The sequence below is a fragment of the Emticicia oligotrophica DSM 17448 genome (genome assembly GCF_000263195.1).
Taxonomy (GTDB): domain Bacteria; phylum Bacteroidota; class Bacteroidia; order Cytophagales; family Spirosomataceae; genus Emticicia; species Emticicia oligotrophica.
Map to the genome: position 1 here is coordinate 2,351,671 of NC_018748.1, position 15,019 is coordinate 2,366,689.

Annotated in this window: 14 protein-coding genes; 5 read left to right on the forward strand and 9 right to left on the reverse strand. The window is 37.6% G+C overall.

Annotation, left to right across the window (positions count from 1 at the left end):
• Nucleotides 1-11 precede the first annotated feature (11 nt).
• Nucleotides 12-2,624, forward strand: a complete 2,613-nt coding sequence (locus tag EMTOL_RS09750) for a TonB-dependent receptor (RefSeq protein ID WP_015029115.1) — start codon at nt 12-14, stop codon at nt 2,622-2,624.
• Nucleotides 2,625-2,825: 201 nt separating this feature from the next.
• Here EMTOL_RS09750 and EMTOL_RS09755 read toward each other — a convergent pair whose 3' ends face one another.
• Nucleotides 2,826-4,091: a spinster family MFS transporter gene (locus tag EMTOL_RS09755; RefSeq protein WP_015029116.1), complete on the reverse strand. Its 1,266-nt coding sequence runs from the start codon at nt 4,089-4,091 to the stop codon at nt 2,826-2,828.
• Between the two features lie 109 nt (nt 4,092-4,200).
• On the opposite strand from EMTOL_RS09755, the gene EMTOL_RS09760 reads away from it, so the two are divergent.
• On the forward strand, nt 4,201-5,457 hold the full coding sequence (locus tag EMTOL_RS09760) for a serine hydrolase domain-containing protein (RefSeq protein WP_015029117.1): 1,257 nt from the start codon (nt 4,201-4,203) through the stop codon (nt 5,455-5,457).
• A gap of 175 nt (nt 5,458-5,632) precedes the next feature.
• Here EMTOL_RS09760 and accC read toward each other — a convergent pair whose 3' ends face one another.
• From accC to EMTOL_RS09795, 7 genes are all read right to left on the reverse strand, one after another.
• Nucleotides 5,633-6,976, reverse strand: coding sequence for an acetyl-CoA carboxylase biotin carboxylase subunit (gene accC / locus EMTOL_RS09765; RefSeq protein WP_015029118.1), 1,344 nt, complete (start codon nt 6,974-6,976; stop codon nt 5,633-5,635).
• A 90-nt stretch (nt 6,977-7,066) separates the two neighbouring features.
• On the reverse strand, nt 7,067-7,552 hold the full coding sequence (gene accB / locus EMTOL_RS09770; RefSeq protein ID WP_015029119.1) for an acetyl-CoA carboxylase biotin carboxyl carrier protein: 486 nt from the start codon (nt 7,550-7,552) through the stop codon (nt 7,067-7,069).
• A gap of 208 nt (nt 7,553-7,760) precedes the next feature.
• Nucleotides 7,761-8,333: an elongation factor P gene (gene efp / locus EMTOL_RS09775; protein WP_015029120.1), complete on the reverse strand. Its 573-nt coding sequence runs from the start codon at nt 8,331-8,333 to the stop codon at nt 7,761-7,763.
• 51 nt (nt 8,334-8,384) lie between these two features.
• Entirely contained in the window at nt 8,385-9,371 is a 987-nt protein-coding gene (locus EMTOL_RS09780) for a beta-ketoacyl-ACP synthase III (protein WP_015029121.1), read from the reverse strand.
• 112 nt (nt 9,372-9,483) lie between these two features.
• Nucleotides 9,484-10,425, reverse strand: a complete 942-nt coding sequence (gene plsX, locus EMTOL_RS09785; RefSeq protein ID WP_015029122.1) for a phosphate acyltransferase PlsX — start codon at nt 10,423-10,425, stop codon at nt 9,484-9,486.
• Between the two features lie 119 nt (nt 10,426-10,544).
• The gene (gene rpmF / locus EMTOL_RS09790; protein ID WP_015029123.1) at nt 10,545-10,736 is read right to left on the reverse strand and encodes a 50S ribosomal protein L32; all 192 of its coding nucleotides are present in this window, start codon (nt 10,734-10,736) and stop codon (nt 10,545-10,547) included.
• A gap of 99 nt (nt 10,737-10,835) precedes the next feature.
• Nucleotides 10,836-11,378, reverse strand: coding sequence for a YceD family protein (locus tag EMTOL_RS09795; protein WP_015029124.1), 543 nt, complete (start codon nt 11,376-11,378; stop codon nt 10,836-10,838).
• A gap of 165 nt (nt 11,379-11,543) precedes the next feature.
• Between EMTOL_RS09795 and EMTOL_RS09800 the strand changes: the two genes are divergently transcribed.
• Together EMTOL_RS09800 and EMTOL_RS09805 are read left to right on the forward strand one after the other, a co-directional pair.
• Nucleotides 11,544-12,077 (forward strand): phosphatase PAP2 family protein, encoded by a 534-nt coding sequence (locus EMTOL_RS09800; RefSeq protein ID WP_305953213.1) that lies wholly within the window; start codon nt 11,544-11,546, stop codon nt 12,075-12,077.
• Nucleotides 12,078-12,113: 36 nt separating this feature from the next.
• Nucleotides 12,114-13,901 (forward strand): acyl-CoA dehydrogenase, encoded by a 1,788-nt coding sequence (locus EMTOL_RS09805; protein WP_015029126.1) that lies wholly within the window; start codon nt 12,114-12,116, stop codon nt 13,899-13,901.
• Between the two features lie 72 nt (nt 13,902-13,973).
• Here EMTOL_RS09805 and EMTOL_RS09810 read toward each other — a convergent pair whose 3' ends face one another.
• Nucleotides 13,974-14,387, reverse strand: a complete 414-nt coding sequence (locus tag EMTOL_RS09810) for a DoxX family membrane protein (RefSeq protein ID WP_015029127.1) — start codon at nt 14,385-14,387, stop codon at nt 13,974-13,976.
• A gap of 158 nt (nt 14,388-14,545) precedes the next feature.
• Here EMTOL_RS09810 and EMTOL_RS09815 point away from each other — a divergent pair, with 158 nt between their 5' ends.
• A complete protein-coding gene (locus EMTOL_RS09815; RefSeq protein WP_015029128.1) occupies nt 14,546-14,998 on the forward strand; it encodes a hypothetical protein in 453 nt (150 codons plus the stop codon).
• Nucleotides 14,999-15,019 lie beyond the last annotated feature (21 nt).

The following is a 15,019-nucleotide window of genomic DNA, read 5'->3' on the forward strand; positions in this document are numbered from 1 at the left end:
TTTTTATGAAAATGAAAAGGTTATTATCTGCTCTTTTTACAGCACTTATCACAATCACGAGTTTTGCTCAAATGCCAACAGGCGGTGCTCCAGCAGGAGCAAAAATGCCAGAAGGAAAATTATTCGGAAAAATTGTTGATGAGCAAGGCAAACCAGTTGAATTTGCATCGGTTGTATTACTCAAAACAACTTTCGATAACGCTACCAAACAAAGTAAAGATGTATTGGTAAAAGCTCAAAGTTCGGAGCTAAATGGAGATTTTAATTTCTCAGAAGTTCCAGTAATGGCAAAGTTGAAATTAAAAATCAGTTCGGTAGGATATAAAACCCTTGAATTGCCAGTGACTTTTGCCATGCCTAAAATGGAAGGAATGACGCCACCTAAAGCAGGCCAACAACCAGACCCTGCAATGATTGCAAAAATGATGGCGGCTTTTGATAAAGACTTAGGCAATATCAAGATAGAAAGCGATACCAAAGTTTTAGATGCTGTAACCGTAACGGCTCAAAAGGCATTGCTTGAAATGGATATTGATAAAAAGACTTTTAATGTAGAAAAAAACATCGTAACGGCTGGCGGAACGGGCGTTGATGTGATGCGAAATATTCCTTCATTACAAGTTGATATTGATGGAAATGTAAAACTTCGTAATGCTGCCCCAACAATCTTTATTGATGGTCGCCCAACAACTTTATCGCTCGACCAAATTCCTGCCGATGCCATTGAGAAAGTAGAGGTAATTACTAATCCATCTGCTAAATATGATGCTTCAGGAAGTATGGCTGGTATTTTAAATATTATTCTGAAAAAGAATAAAAAGAGCGGCTACAACGGAATGCTTAATATCGGTGCCGACCGTTTTGGTGGCTCAAATGCAATGGGAAGTATCAGTGTTCGTCAGAAAAAATGGAATGTTACGCTTATGGGTATGAATATGCGTATGCGAAACAACACCGAAGGAAATAGCGAGCGTACAAGCAGTATTGGGGGCATCAACTCAAATGTTATGCAAGACATTGAGAGTAAAACCAAAGGGATGATGACATTCGGACGTTTGGGAGTAGATTATAATATTTCGAATCGTACGACACTCTCAGTTGGAACTGTGATTGCGGGAGGTAAATTTCGACCATCGGAAGATATCTTAATCACAAATACCACTTCAGGTAAAACTACTGTAAGTAATCGTTTGTCGGAGTCAGAGCGTAGTTTCAAACCACGAGGTTTACAATTAGGATTAAAACATAATTTCCCAACTTCTGGTGAAGAACTTTCGATGGATTTTAACTATTTCGGTGGCAAAAATGCAATGAATGGTGTTTATACAACTAATTATTACAATGCTTCGAACCAAATTACGGGTACTCAAATTCAGAGAAATATTGGTAATGGTGAAAATCAATTTATGACTTTCCAAACCGATTATACAAAGCCATTTAAGAATGGAATGAACCTTGAAACGGGTATCCGAGCTCAAATAAATAATTTGCAAAATATCAATGATAATTCGCTGAAAGCAGTTGGCTCAGATGTTTATAAAAATATTACTTCAGCATCGGCCAATTATGATAGCAAAAATAGTGTGTATGCCGCTTATGCCTCTGTTTCGGGTAAAGTAAGTACCATGTTTTCATATAAAGTTGGTTTAAGAGCTGAGAGCTCTTCTTATGAAGGAAAATTGTTGAATACTGGTCAAAACTTTAGTAATAGCTACCCGATTAGTTTATTTCCATCGGTATTTATTAGCAAGAATTTATCAAAAACTGACCAATTACAATTAAGTGTTACTCGCAGAGTTAATCGCCCGAATTTTTTCCAATTAATTCCGTTTATTGATTACAGCGATAGCTTAAATATCACCCGTGGAAATGCCAATCTAGTACCTGAGTTTACAACTTCTGGCGAAATTTCTTATAGTAAATCGCAAGGTACAGGCACATTCTTGGCATCGGCTTATTATAAACATACCAATAACCTGATAACTAGATATTTGAATCAAGAAATAAATCCGATTAGTGGGAAACTAGATTTGATTAATACTTATATCAATGCTAATTCGAGTATCAATTACGGAGCAGAGTTTACTTATTCCAATAAGGTGCAAAAATGGTGGGATTTGACGGCCAATATCAATTTTTATAATTCAAAAATTAATACCGATAATATTGATAATGCAGTAGCCACTTCAGCACTTTGGACAGTTTTCGGGAAATTAAACAACAACTTCAATTTGCCGAAAAAATGGGTAATTCAACTTTCGGGCGATTATCAAGGAAAAACCAATATGCCAGTTACTCAAAATCAAGGATTTGGCCCGCCAATGAGTCAAGCTCAAAGTTCATCACAAGGCTATATCAAACCTTTCTATGGTGTTGATTTCGCAGTGAAGAAAACATTCCTGAAAAATGATTTGGCTTCTTTGACACTTTCAGTAAACGATATTTTCCGTACACGTGGTAATACCCAAGTTTCTTACGGTGAAGGTTTCTCACAAACATATTATCGCCTGACTAACCCACAAATGGTAAAGTTAAACCTGTCGATTCGTTTCGGAAAAATGGATATGAGTATGTTTAAGAAAAACAATAATACCAACTCAATGGAAGGAATGCAAATGCAATAATTGCTAGGATATTCTAAAGAGAAATAGGTAATCTATAAATAAATGATTATCATACAAATCCCCCTTGGTTTCTACTCAAGGGGGATTTTAAATGTAAGAAAAATTGAGCATCTTAAATACGTGAAGAACCACCAGTCTTTTACATAATGGCAATCGCGTTTTTAAAGCCCACGGATGTGCGTTTTTCTACAGAATATTAGCCTATTTTTCAGATAAATCAATCGATATTTTTTTTGCAGCAATAAAGAAGAAAGTACTAGCCACAATTTCAATGAAAATAATAATCGACATTGCCCAACGGATAGATTCTGAATGATAAGTTGGCGTAAGCCAATCGCTCAAAAGACCGACCGTTAATGGACCCAAGCCCAAACCAAGGATATTGAGAATGAAAAATAAAATAGCAGAAGTCAAGGCTCGCATATTGGCAGGTACAAGGCTATGAGAAACAGCGATAGATGGCCCTAAATAAGCACTTTGCATCAAGGCACATAAGCCCATAAATGCCAGTGACACATTTCTATCTTCAATAAATAATGCCCCAACAGCCAAACCACTTGATACTAATGCACCTATGGCTGGAATACGTAAATACCAACTTTTATCTTCTTTGCCGTATAAATCGGTCAGATAACCACCTAAAAATGTACCCAAAGCTCCACCTATTCCAAATAGTAAACCAAGCGTAACACCAATTTCACTACTTTGCATGTGGTGTATTCTACTCAAAAATGAAGGAGCCCAATTAGAAACACCATATAAACAAAATACATGAAATGCAGTAGCCAGACCCAAATAAGCAAAAGTGTTTGTTGCAAATAAGTACTTAACTACGGTAATTATGCTTACTGATTCGGTTTCAGTTTTTAAATCATCAGAAGCTCCACGTTTAGGTTCTTTTACCGAAATGTAGAATAACAATGAAAATACAATTCCTGGAATACCTAAGGCAAAAAATGCTACTCGCCAGCCTAATTCATGGTTTAGATAACCCCCAATTAAAAATCCAATGAGAATGCCAAAGTAAATTCCTGTTGAATAAATAGATAATGCGGTTGCTCGTTTTTCAGCGGGAAAATAATCGGAAATCATTGAGTGGGCGGGCGGGCTACCGCCTGCTTCACCAATACCTACGCCAATGCGAGTTAAAAGTAATTGATAAAAGTTTTGAACTAAGCCCGAAACGGCTGTCATGATGCTCCATAATCCAAGAGAAATTGTTACGATATTTCTTCTATTCCCCTTATCAGCTATTCGGGCAATAGGCAAGCCTAAAGTGACATAAAATAGTGCAAATGTAAACCCCGATAACAATCCAAGCTGTGTATCAGTAAGGTTTAATTCATGTTTGATTGATTCTTGGAGAATGACTAATAATTGTCGGTCAATGAAATTAAAAACATAAACTAAGGTTAGCATTACTAACACAAAGTAACGATATGAATGGTCGTTTAGAATATTTTTCATACATTAGTTGTCAAAAGAGGTATTTGCAAATTAATAATATTTATTGAAATAATTCTATTCTATATTTAAAAAGTCTTTAATCATTTCTTTCTCTCAACGCTCAATAATTATGAAAAAAACAATCTTACTATTCTTTGTATTCATTAGCACGCTTGGTTTTGCACAGAACCTTGAAAAAGCCCTTCCCGAATCGGTAGGAATGAGTTCTACTCGCCTAAAACGTATCGAAACAGTTGTCAATGATTATATTCAGAAAGAGCGTCTTGCAGGTGCTATCGCATTAGTCATGCGTGATGGCAAGTTGGTATATCATGAATCATTTGGCTATGATGATATAAATACCAAAACAAAACTTTCGAAAGACGCCATCGTGCGAATTGCCTCACAAACCAAGGCCATTACCAGCACAGCCGTAATGATTCTTTATGAAGAAGGGAAAATTTTGCTAGATGAGCCCATTTCAAAATACATTCCTGCCTTTAAATCGCCAGTTGTATTAGATAAATTCAATGAGGCCGATAGTTCTTTTACTTCTATTCCTGCTAAAAGAGAAATTACAATTCGAGATTTATTGACTCATACCTCAGGCATTAGTTATTTAGGAATTGGCACAAAAGAAGCCAATGCTATTTATGCCAAAAATAAGATTTCAAATGGTTTAGGAGACCCTAATCTCAAATTGGCAGATTTTGCCAATAACTTAGCCAAAATGCCATTGATGCACCAACCCGGCGAACGTTTTACCTATGGTTTGAATACTGATATTTTAGGTTATTTAGTAGAAATTGTTTCTGGAAAGCCACTTGATGTATTCTTCCAAGAACGAATCTTTGCCCCATTGAACATGACCGATACTTTCTTTTATCTGCCAGAATCAAAACATAATAAATTAGCTACACTTTACGCCGAAGACCAAAACCGTAAATTGATAAAAGCTCCTGAAAGTTCACAAAATTACCCAAGACAAAAAACTGGCTTTATGTCTGGTGGAGGTGGTTTATCTTCATCGGCAACAGATTATGCCAAATTTTTACAATGTCTTTTAAATGGTGGAAGCCTTAACGGAAAAGATATTTTATCGCCCGCTATTATTCGTCAAATGACTACTAACCAAATTGGTGAGGTAAATGTAGGTATTAGAAAATTTGGTTTAGGATTTGCCCTCGCTACTTCAAAAGAAGCAGCTCGTTTGCCAGTTTCAGAAGGAAATTATGAGTGGGGTGGAATTTTCGGAACAAGTTATTGGGTTGACCCCAAACAAAATATTGTGGGTATATTTCTCACACAAAAATATCCTAATAGTTATGCCGATTTGGGCGAAAAATTTAAAGTTTTGGTTTATCAATCCTTAACAAAATTGAAGTAATTTAAACATGAATCATTCCGAAATTCTTAGTAAGTTTTTATTCATTCAACGAATAGCATGTTGAAATTTATTAATAGAAAATTTAAATAAAAAAACCTCGAAAGTGACTACTTTCGAGGTTCATATAATATGATTTTAATTTAATCCGAGATAAATTTTTTAGGACTAAATATTCTTATAGTTGACTAAAATCGAAGGTTTCTAAGAATTTAGTAGTAAACTTACCCGATTTGAAAGTCTCATCATCCATCAACTTGATGTGGAATGGAATGGTAGTTTTGATACCTTCAATCACAAACTCTTGCAAGGCACGTTTCATACGCGTGATGACTTCTTCTCTCGATTGACCAGTAACAATAAGTTTGGCAATCATTGAGTCGTAATTCGCAGGAATGGTGTAACCTGCATAAACGTGGCTATCAATTCTCACACCATGCCCACCTGGGAAGTGTAAGTTAGTGATTTTACCTGGCGATGGACGGAAACCATTGATAGGGTCTTCGGCATTAATACGGCATTCCATCGAATATAATTTCGGGAAGTAGTTTTTACCCGAAATTGGTACACCTGCTGCTACTTTGATTTGTTCCTTAATTAAGTCGAAATCTGTTACTTCTTCCGTAATTGGGTGTTCTACCTGAATACGAGTATTCATTTCCATGAAATAGAACTTTCCGTATTTATCAACCAAAAATTCTATTGTACCCGCACCTTCATAGCCAATAGCCGCTGCACCTTTGATAGCTGCCGCACCCATTTGCTCACGTAGTTCTTGTGAAACAATCGGAGAAGGAGTTTCTTCAACTAATTTTTGGTGACGACGTTGAATCGAGCAATCACGCTCTGAAAGGTGACAAACTACACCATTTTGGTCGCCTACTACTTGAATCTCAATGTGGCGAGGTTCTTCGATGAACTTCTCTAAATATAAGCCATCATTTCCAAATGCTGCACCCGACTCCATTTTGGCGTCGTCCCATGCTTTTTGGAATTCAGATGAATTATTGATAATTCTCATACCACGGCCACCACCTCCAGCAGTTGCTTTGATGATTACTGGGTAGCCCATTTCCTCTGATAAACGAATACCTTCTTCAACCGACTCAAGTAAGCCTTCTGAACCTGGGATAACTGGTACACCAGAATTTTTCATGGTAGCTTTAGCAGTTGCTTTATCTCCCATTGAGTTGATTTGGTCGGCTGTTGCACCAATAAACTTAATGCCGTATTCAGCACAAATTCTTGAAAACTCAGCGTTTTCTGATAAAAATCCGTAGCCAGGGTGAATGGCGTCAGCGTTTGTAATTTCGGCAGCCGAGATAATATTTGGAATATTCAAATATGACTGGCGGCTTGGAGCTGGGCCTATACAAACAGCTTCATCAGCAAATCTTACGTGCAGACTATCACGGTCGGCAGTAGAATAAACTGCTACTGTTTTAATGCCCATCTCACGGCAAGTTCTAATGATTCGAAGGGCGATTTCGCCACGATTGGCTATTAATATTTTTTTGAACATAGGTTTCTGATTTGAAATTTATGGATTTGAGTTGTCAAAGTAGTACACAAAGCCAATAAGCTTTTCAACTACCTGCTACAAGCCTTCAAATCAATTAGGCTCAACCAAGAACAAAGGTTGGTCAAACTCCACTGGAGTTGCATTTTCAACCAATACTTTAACGATTTTACCCGAAACTTCTGATTCTATTTCGTTGAAGAGTTTCATTGCTTCAATGATACAAACAACTTTTCCTGCCGATACCTCATCACCTACGTTCACGAAGTTTTCTTTATCTGGGCCAGGAGAGCGGTAGAATGTACCAATCATTGGTGATTTAATCGTAATTAAATTGCTTGCCTCGGCTGCAGGAGCAGGTGCTGCTAGTGGAGTAGCAACTGGAGCGGCGGCTGGGGCTGAAACAGGTGCTGCGGCTACTGGAGCTGGAGCTACGTAAGCTGGTTGAGCTACGGCCACAGGGGTAGTATTTGAATAGCGTTTGATAGCTAACTTTAGCTCAGAAGTTTCGATATTAACTTCGTCTAAGCCAGATTGAGATATAAAATCTATTAGTTTTTGGATATCTTTTGTTTCCATGAAAGGTAGATATTATTCGTGGTTATAGAGTAATTTTTCGTACAAATGTAAAAAGAAAGACGATACCTACAAAGAATATTAGAAAGCGGCCCTACAGTTTTAATCTAAGCAGCTTTCGGCGATTCGGTAGAGGAGGTATCGTCTGTGATATGTTTAAAAACTTGACTCAAGCGATTCTTGTTGTTTCTTACATGTAAATAATTAGCAATTATTTGCCTTCTTTCACACGTGAATCGTATTCGTAAGTTGTTGTATTTACACGAATCAATTCATCATTTTCGATGAAAAGTGGAACTCTGATTGATGCACCTGTTTCTACAGTTGCAGGTTTACTTGGGCTGGTAGTTGTATCGCCTTTTAAGCCTGGTTCTGTATAAGTAACACGAAGTTCAACATATTGTGGTAATTCGATGCTTAAGATAGTTTCAGTTTCAGCGTGCACTAAAGCAGAAACAGCTTGGCCTTCTTTCATCAAATCGGCTTGTGGAACCATCTTCTCGTCAAGATTAAATTGCTCGAAAGTATCGGTTTCCATAAAGTTATAGCCATCTTCATCTTTATAAAGAAATTGAAATTCTCTCTTTTCGATGCGGGCAGTTATTACGTTTACACCAGCGGTGAAAGTATTATCAATCACTCTACCAGTTTTGATGTTTCTCAGCTTAGTTCGAACAAAAGCTGGGCCTTTTCCTGGCTTTACGTGTTGAAATTCTACGATTGAATAAAGGTCATTATTCCATTCTAAACAAAGACCATTTCTAAAATCTGCGGTTGTTGCCATTACTAAATATGTCTTATTTATTTATTCCTTAGATATAATTTGTGGGGTTAATTAAAGAGCCCATTTAATGTAACATGCTCCCCAAGTGAATCCACCACCAAAAGCAGCTAAAACAAGATTATCTCCTTTTTTGAGTTGTTTTTCGTAATCGTATAAACAAAGCGGAATTGTAGCAGCAGTAGTATTGCCATATTTATGAATATTCAGCATTACTTTTTCATCACCAATACCCATTCGGCGAGCGGTAGCATCAATGATACGCTTATTTGCTTGATGTGGTACTAACCACGAAATATCATCACCAGTTAAGTTATTACGTTCCATGATTTCTGCTGAAACGTCTGCCATGTTTGTTACAGCAAACTTAAATACCGAAGGTCCTTCTTGGTGAATATTGTGCCAGCGATTATCTACTGTTTCGTGGCTTGCTGGATAACGGCTACCGCCACCTTTCATAATGAGGTGGTCGCCACCTGTTCCATCAGAACGAAGCAAGAAATCAATGATGCCATTTTCATCAGTTGAAGGTTCTAGTAATACAGCACCAGCACCATCGCCAAATAATACACAAGTGGTACGGTCAGTATAATCAACAATGGCCGACATTTTATCTGCTCCAATAACAATTACTTTCTTATAACGGCCAGACTCAATAAATTGAGTACCAACTGAAAGTGCATATAAAAAACCTGAGCAAGCGGCCAAAATATCAAAACTTCCGATTGAAGGAATCCCACATTGTGTACATACCAAATTGGCAGTTGAAGGAAACATAAAGTCGGGAGTTACCGTCGCACAAATAACTAAATCAATGTCTTTTGGGTTAGTTCCAGTTTTCGCAAGTAAGCCTTTCACTGCTTCTGAAGCCATGTATGAAGTGGCCAAGCCTTCTCCTCGTAAAATATGGCGTTCTTTAATACCCGTTCGAGTAGTAATCCACTCATCGTTAGTATCAACCAATTTTTCTAAATCTGCGTTGGTCAAAATATCTTCTGGCACATAGCCATGAATACCAGTGATAGCTGCTTTTAAGTTCATTTATGTATTAAAGGTCGGTTTAGAAAACAGACCATCATTAGTGAAAAGATGAAATTTAAAACTTACAATTACGTATAAAATTAAGAAGGTCAGACCTTCCGGTAAGACCTTCCTAATCTTCGTATGAAGCAATAATATGTTCAGTAACTTTTGATTCTACCTGACGAACAGCCAAGAAAATCATATTTTGGATAGCTTCTGGTGAAGAAATGCCATGTGCCACAATTACATTACCTTTCACGCCAATAATCGGACTTCCACCAATCACTTCGTAGTTCATACGGTCGATGAGTGAGTCTTTGATTCCTTGTGATGCGGCGTAATCGTAGAACGATTCTCCCATTTTGAAAATCACATTTCCAGTAAAACCTTCAGTTACAATCACATCCGCTTTTCCATCAAATAAGTCACGACCTTCAATATTACCTATGAAATTGACTTTCTTATTGATTTTCAATAGCTGATGAGCTGCTTGTACAACGGTTGAACCTTTTTGTTCTTCTTCTCCGATATTGAGAAGAGCAACTTTAGGGCTTTCAATTCCAAATGAGAATTTGGCATAAAGTGAACCAAGTTCGGCAAATTCTGCCAAAACTTCTGGTTTGCAGTCGGCGTTAGCACCAATGTCAAGCATTAGGCTATAACCACCGCTTTTGAGAGGAAGAAACCCTGCTATAGGTGGGCGTTGGATATTTCCAACAGTTTTTACTGTAAAGAGTGACCCTACCATCATAGCACCCGTATTTCCGGCACTACAAAAGGCGTCGACTTGTTTCTCTTTTAAAAGTTTAAACCCAACTCCAATGCTGGAATTGGGTTTTTGAGAAAAAGCTCTTGTTGGATGTTCTCCCATCTCGATAACATCGTCAGCATTGACCATTTCAATAGCATGAGCAGGATATTTCATTGTTCGTAAAATATCAAGCATTATGCTTTGTTTGCCAATCAATACCAATTTTATACCTTCGGATAATTGGTTGGCGGCCATGACAGCACCTTCGACGATGGCTTTGGGAGCAAAATCACCCCCCATAACATCTACGGCAATTTTCATAAAAGCAATCTCTTGGTTGAGTAAATATTTGTTTTTGGGTAACGGCTACTGGTATATTCTATAAGGAAAACTTATAAATTGTTTTTGGTAAGTAACCAGTATCCAGCCACAAGATATTATTAAGCTTTTTGGTAGCCTTCAGCAACTAATTTGCCTTTATAATATAAGTTACCTTCGAATACGTGTGCACGGTGACGAACGTGAATCTCGCCAGTAGTTGCATCTACTGATAATGATTTAGTTGTCAAAGAATCATGCGTTCTACGCTTATCTCTTCTGGTTGTCGAATGTCTTCGCTTAGGATGTGCCATTTTACTATTAACAATTAACTATGTAACAAATTTATTTTTATAAGATAGAGGCGAAATTGGTAATTTACAGCTTTTTGTGGCTGTGGTCAAAATCGTACCTCAATTATCATTCATTTTGAGTTTCGCAAGAGCTGCCCAACGTGGGTCAATTTCTTGCTCTTTTTCCTCTGGTTTCTCTTCTTCTGGGTCAGATGAGTAAACCAAGAGCCCATCTTCATCAAAATCATCATCTCTGAACCTTGGGTGAAGCTTCTTCATCGGGAGCGACACACAAATAAAATCATAGATGTGTTGGGCAATGTTGATGGTGGCTTGCCCGAAAGGAATCATTTCAATTTCATCGGTGATTTCCTCGTGGTGGTCGCCATATTTAAAAATATATCTTTCCTTCAACTCAATAGGCTCTTCGAAAGGCTCAAGGCTGCGGTCGCAGATGAGTTCGATGTTCGCCTTTATATCAAAATCAAGCTGAAGCAATGTAGCATTCTTGGTAAGTTTCACGATGGCCTTAAAATTGCCCTTCGAAATAAATACTTGTCCGAATGCTTCAAAAAACTTATCATCACCCTCGAATTCAAACGAATGAACCTTTTCTTCGAGTCCTTGAATGTTAATATCGTATTTTGATAGTATCTTGCTCACGTTTTCACAGAAAGGTTGCAAATTTACGGCTAATTTTGGAATTACGAAAGTTTCTTAGAGAAAATGCTTAAAATACTTACTAATAATCGTTTATTTTTTATTTTTTTCCTTGTTTGGGTGCTTTTTGGTGCGATTTTGCAACTAATTTCCAGCCCAACAGACCTGATGTTTCTTATAAATCAGCACCATAGCTTGGAGCTTGATGCTTTTTTTAGGTTTGTCACAACCCTCGGTGAAGACACAATTTGGTTGATTTTGTTGTTGGCGTTACTTTACCGACATTTCGTAAAAAAAGTCAAGCAAACAGCTATTGTAAAGTTTTTACTAATCTCTTGGATATTAAAGGTTTTGGTATCCTTGTTTCTCAAAAACATATTTAATCATCCACGCCCAATAGAGGTTTATCAAAATAGTGGTCGAGCCATTAATTTGGTAGAAGGCGTCACGCTGCACCATTGGCAAAGTTTTCCTTCTGGGCATACAACTACCGCTTTTGCTTTCGCTTGTTTTTGTGCAATAGTATTTCGAAAAACATCATTGTCAATCATCTTGTTAGTGATGGCAATGTTGGTGGGATTTTCTCGGATGTATCTTTTCCAGCATTTTCCTAGAGATGTTTTTGCCGGAAGTATTTTGGGGGTAGCTGTAGTGGTTGTGATGGCAAAATTCTTTTATAAAAAAGAAGAAATTTCAGCCTAAAATATATTTTATTTACACGTATCAACCTATAAACCTATGTTTTTTTCAAAAAGAGATTTACAGTTTCATCTTTACGAAGTTCTTGATAGCGAGTCACTTAGCCAATATGAATACTTTCAAGACCATAACCGAGAATCGTTTGATATGGTGCTCGATGCGGCGGAAAGTATTGCCGTAAAAATGCTTCATCCTTTACTAACTGAAATGGATAGAAAAGAACCTCAGTTGGTTGATGGAAAAATCAGGATTCATGAAGGAATGAAAGCCATCATTAAGAAAATGGGCGATGATGGTTGGGTAAACGCTGCTTTTCGCTATGATGAAGGCGGGCAGCAATTACCAATTACGGTGTTAAACGCCGCAGGGTTTATTTTCCAAGCAGCCAACTATTCTTCGAGTATTTTTTCGTTCATGAGTGGTGGCTCTGCAAATCTTATTCGTACGTTTGGTTCGCAAGAATTGATAGATAGATTTACACCTAATATGTATTCGGGTAAATGGCAAGGTACAATGGCCTTGACAGAGCCTAATGCGGGTAGTTCGCTTTCGGATATTTCAACGATAGCTGAGCCAACCGACGAGGCAGGTGTTTATAAAATCAAAGGACAAAAAATATTTATTTCGGCAGGCGACCACGATGCTTGTGAAAATGTGGTGCATTTGATGCTTGCAAAAATAAAAGGTGGGCCGATAGGAGCGAAGGGGATTTCACTTTTTGTGGTTCCTCAAAAAAGACCAGAAAATGGAGAACTAATTGATAATGATGTAATTACGGCTGGAATTTTCCATAAAATGGGCTATAAAGGAGCTCCGATAGCTCATTTAAGTATTGGCTCCAATGATGGTACTTTGGGTTATTTAGTTGGCGAACCACACAAGGGTCTCAACTATATGTTTCAACTAATGAATGAAGCTCGTATCGGTGTTGGCCTCAATGCTACTGCCATCGGTACAGCCGCCTATCATTCGTCGTTGGCGTACGCAAAGGAGCGTCCACAAGGAAGAAAAATTTCAGAAAAAGACCCAACAAAACCTCAAATAACCATCATCAATCATGCCGATGTGAAGCGAATGTTGTTGTTTCAGAAGGCAGTGGTAGAGGGTTCTTTAGGTTTGTTATTATTCTGTAGTAAATTATCAGATTTGATTTTGGTAGAAACTGGCGAAGCAAAAGAACGTGCCGAATTATTACTAGATTTACTTACACCCGTAGGAAAATCATATCCTTCTGAAATGTGCTGTTTATCAACCAGTGCGGCGGTGCAGGTTTTGGGTGGTTCGGGTTATACAACCGATTTTCCAGTTGAACAATATTATCGTGAAGCACGTATTCATCCAATTCATGAAGGTACAACGGCCATTCATGGGCTTGACCTTTTGGGTAGAAAGCTGACAATTCATAATGGTAAAGCTGCACAGATTTTCTTTGAAGAGGTGTCCAAAACAATGAATGAAGCTGCCCAAATTCCTGCCTTACAGCCATTCGTTGAAAAACTTCAAAAATATTTAGCAAAAGCACAACAAGCAACGGGTTATTTATTGGGCTTGGCTGGAAAAGGTGAAATAGAGAAATATTTGGCTGATGCTACCCTGTATTTAGAGATGTTTGGTATCATCACGATTGCATGGCAATGGCTGGGCCAAGCGATTGTTGCAGAAAGAAAATTGGCCGAAGCACACGATACTGACCAAAACTTTTATCAAGGCAAATTGGCCACTTTAAGGTATTTCTACGAATATGAATTAGTAAAAGTAGATTCGCTCGTAAAACGCCTACAAAGCACTGATTCTGTAACCATAGAAATGCAAGCTGATTGGTTTTGATATTTTTCGGGGCTTCGGCTTCGCTCAGCCACCGCAAAAAACGTTGCCTGAGCGGAGTCGAAGGCATCGTTTTTACCCCACTAAAGCAAATACAAACAGCCCGAAAGCCATCAATAGAAAATATCCTACTAATGATGCAGCTCCAGTGTAATCTTTGGCAATTCGTTGGCCAGTAAAAAGACAAAAAAGCGAAAGTAATGATAATTCTAAGCCTAAAATAGCAAAGTCTTTTTGTCCTTCAATGAAATAAAAAATGCCACCAAAAAAAGAGGCCATTCCCGCCAAAACTTCCAAAATTGTAATGATGATAAATAGTAAGCCCGACACCCTACTTAGAAATGTGTTGGCAAAAACACTTTGTATGTAGCCTTTATTGCCTTTAAAATCGAAGACTTTATCGAGGCCTGATTGAAGGAAAAGTACACCAGCAAAGAGAGAAATCATTACCTGAATGATTTTCAATAATGTATGGTCGAAAATGTGCATTTGTTTTATGGTTTGGTTGATGGGCAAATTTAGAAATTATTATGCTATCAATATATATACCTTCATTGAAATTCTTTTATCGCATAAATACAAAACAATATTTTGATTTATTGCTATTTTTTTATTTATTGAGACTAAATTCCAAATAAAATTTCGAAATGGATTATTTTATTCCTTCCTCTCAGAACGATTTTGACCATATTATTAATGGGTTTCGTAAAAAAACATTACCAGCCAAAGAATGGACGCATGAAGCTCATTTGATTGCGGGGTTGTGGCATGTAGCTAATTTTAGTTATGAAGAAGCCCTTAATACTATGCGAGAAAATATTAAGGACTATAATTTATCAGTTGGCGGGCAAAACACCGATTCGAGTGGTTATCATGAGTCAATTACGGTATTTTGGGTTTGGTTATTGAATGAGTTTTGGCAAAGGTATTCAACTAATAATCAGAGTTTTGAGCAAGTTTGTAACGCTTTCTTGACAAGCAAGTACTGCGACCGTGCCGCTGCTTTTACTTTCTATACTCGTGAAAAATTACTTTCTCGTGAAGCTCGACTGGCTTTTGTATCCCCCGATGTTCAGGCGTTTGATTTTGATGTTTTGTAGAGACGTTGCATGCAACGTCTC

Bases quoted from the DNA above. Each gene is read 5' to 3' on its own strand.
- EMTOL_RS09750 (WP_015029115.1), top strand. From the start codon at position 12: ATGAAAAGGTTATTATCTGCTCTTTTTACAGCACTTATCACAATCACG.
- EMTOL_RS09755 (WP_015029116.1), bottom strand. From the start codon at position 4,091: ATGAAAAATATTCTAAACGACCATTCATATCGTTACTTTGTGTTAGTA.
- EMTOL_RS09760 (WP_015029117.1), top strand. From the start codon at position 4,201: ATGAAAAAAACAATCTTACTATTCTTTGTATTCATTAGCACGCTTGGT.
- accC (WP_015029118.1), bottom strand. From the start codon at position 6,976: ATGTTCAAAAAAATATTAATAGCCAATCGTGGCGAAATCGCCCTTCGA.
- accB (WP_015029119.1), bottom strand. From the start codon at position 7,552: ATGGAAACAAAAGATATCCAAAAACTAATAGATTTTATATCTCAATCT.
- efp (WP_015029120.1), bottom strand. From the start codon at position 8,333: ATGGCAACAACCGCAGATTTTAGAAATGGTCTTTGTTTAGAATGGAAT.
- EMTOL_RS09780 (WP_015029121.1), bottom strand. From the start codon at position 9,371: ATGAACTTAAAAGCAGCTATCACTGGTATTCATGGCTATGTGCCAGAA.
- plsX (WP_015029122.1), bottom strand. From the start codon at position 10,425: ATGAAAATTGCCGTAGATGTTATGGGGGGTGATTTTGCTCCCAAAGCC.
- rpmF (WP_015029123.1), bottom strand. From the start codon at position 10,736: ATGGCACATCCTAAGCGAAGACATTCGACAACCAGAAGAGATAAGCGT.
- EMTOL_RS09800 (WP_305953213.1), top strand. From the start codon at position 11,544: ATGTTTCTTATAAATCAGCACCATAGCTTGGAGCTTGATGCTTTTTTT.
- EMTOL_RS09805 (WP_015029126.1), top strand. From the start codon at position 12,114: ATGTTTTTTTCAAAAAGAGATTTACAGTTTCATCTTTACGAAGTTCTT.
- EMTOL_RS09810 (WP_015029127.1), bottom strand. From the start codon at position 14,387: ATGCACATTTTCGACCATACATTATTGAAAATCATTCAGGTAATGATT.
- EMTOL_RS09815 (WP_015029128.1), top strand. From the start codon at position 14,546: ATGGATTATTTTATTCCTTCCTCTCAGAACGATTTTGACCATATTATT.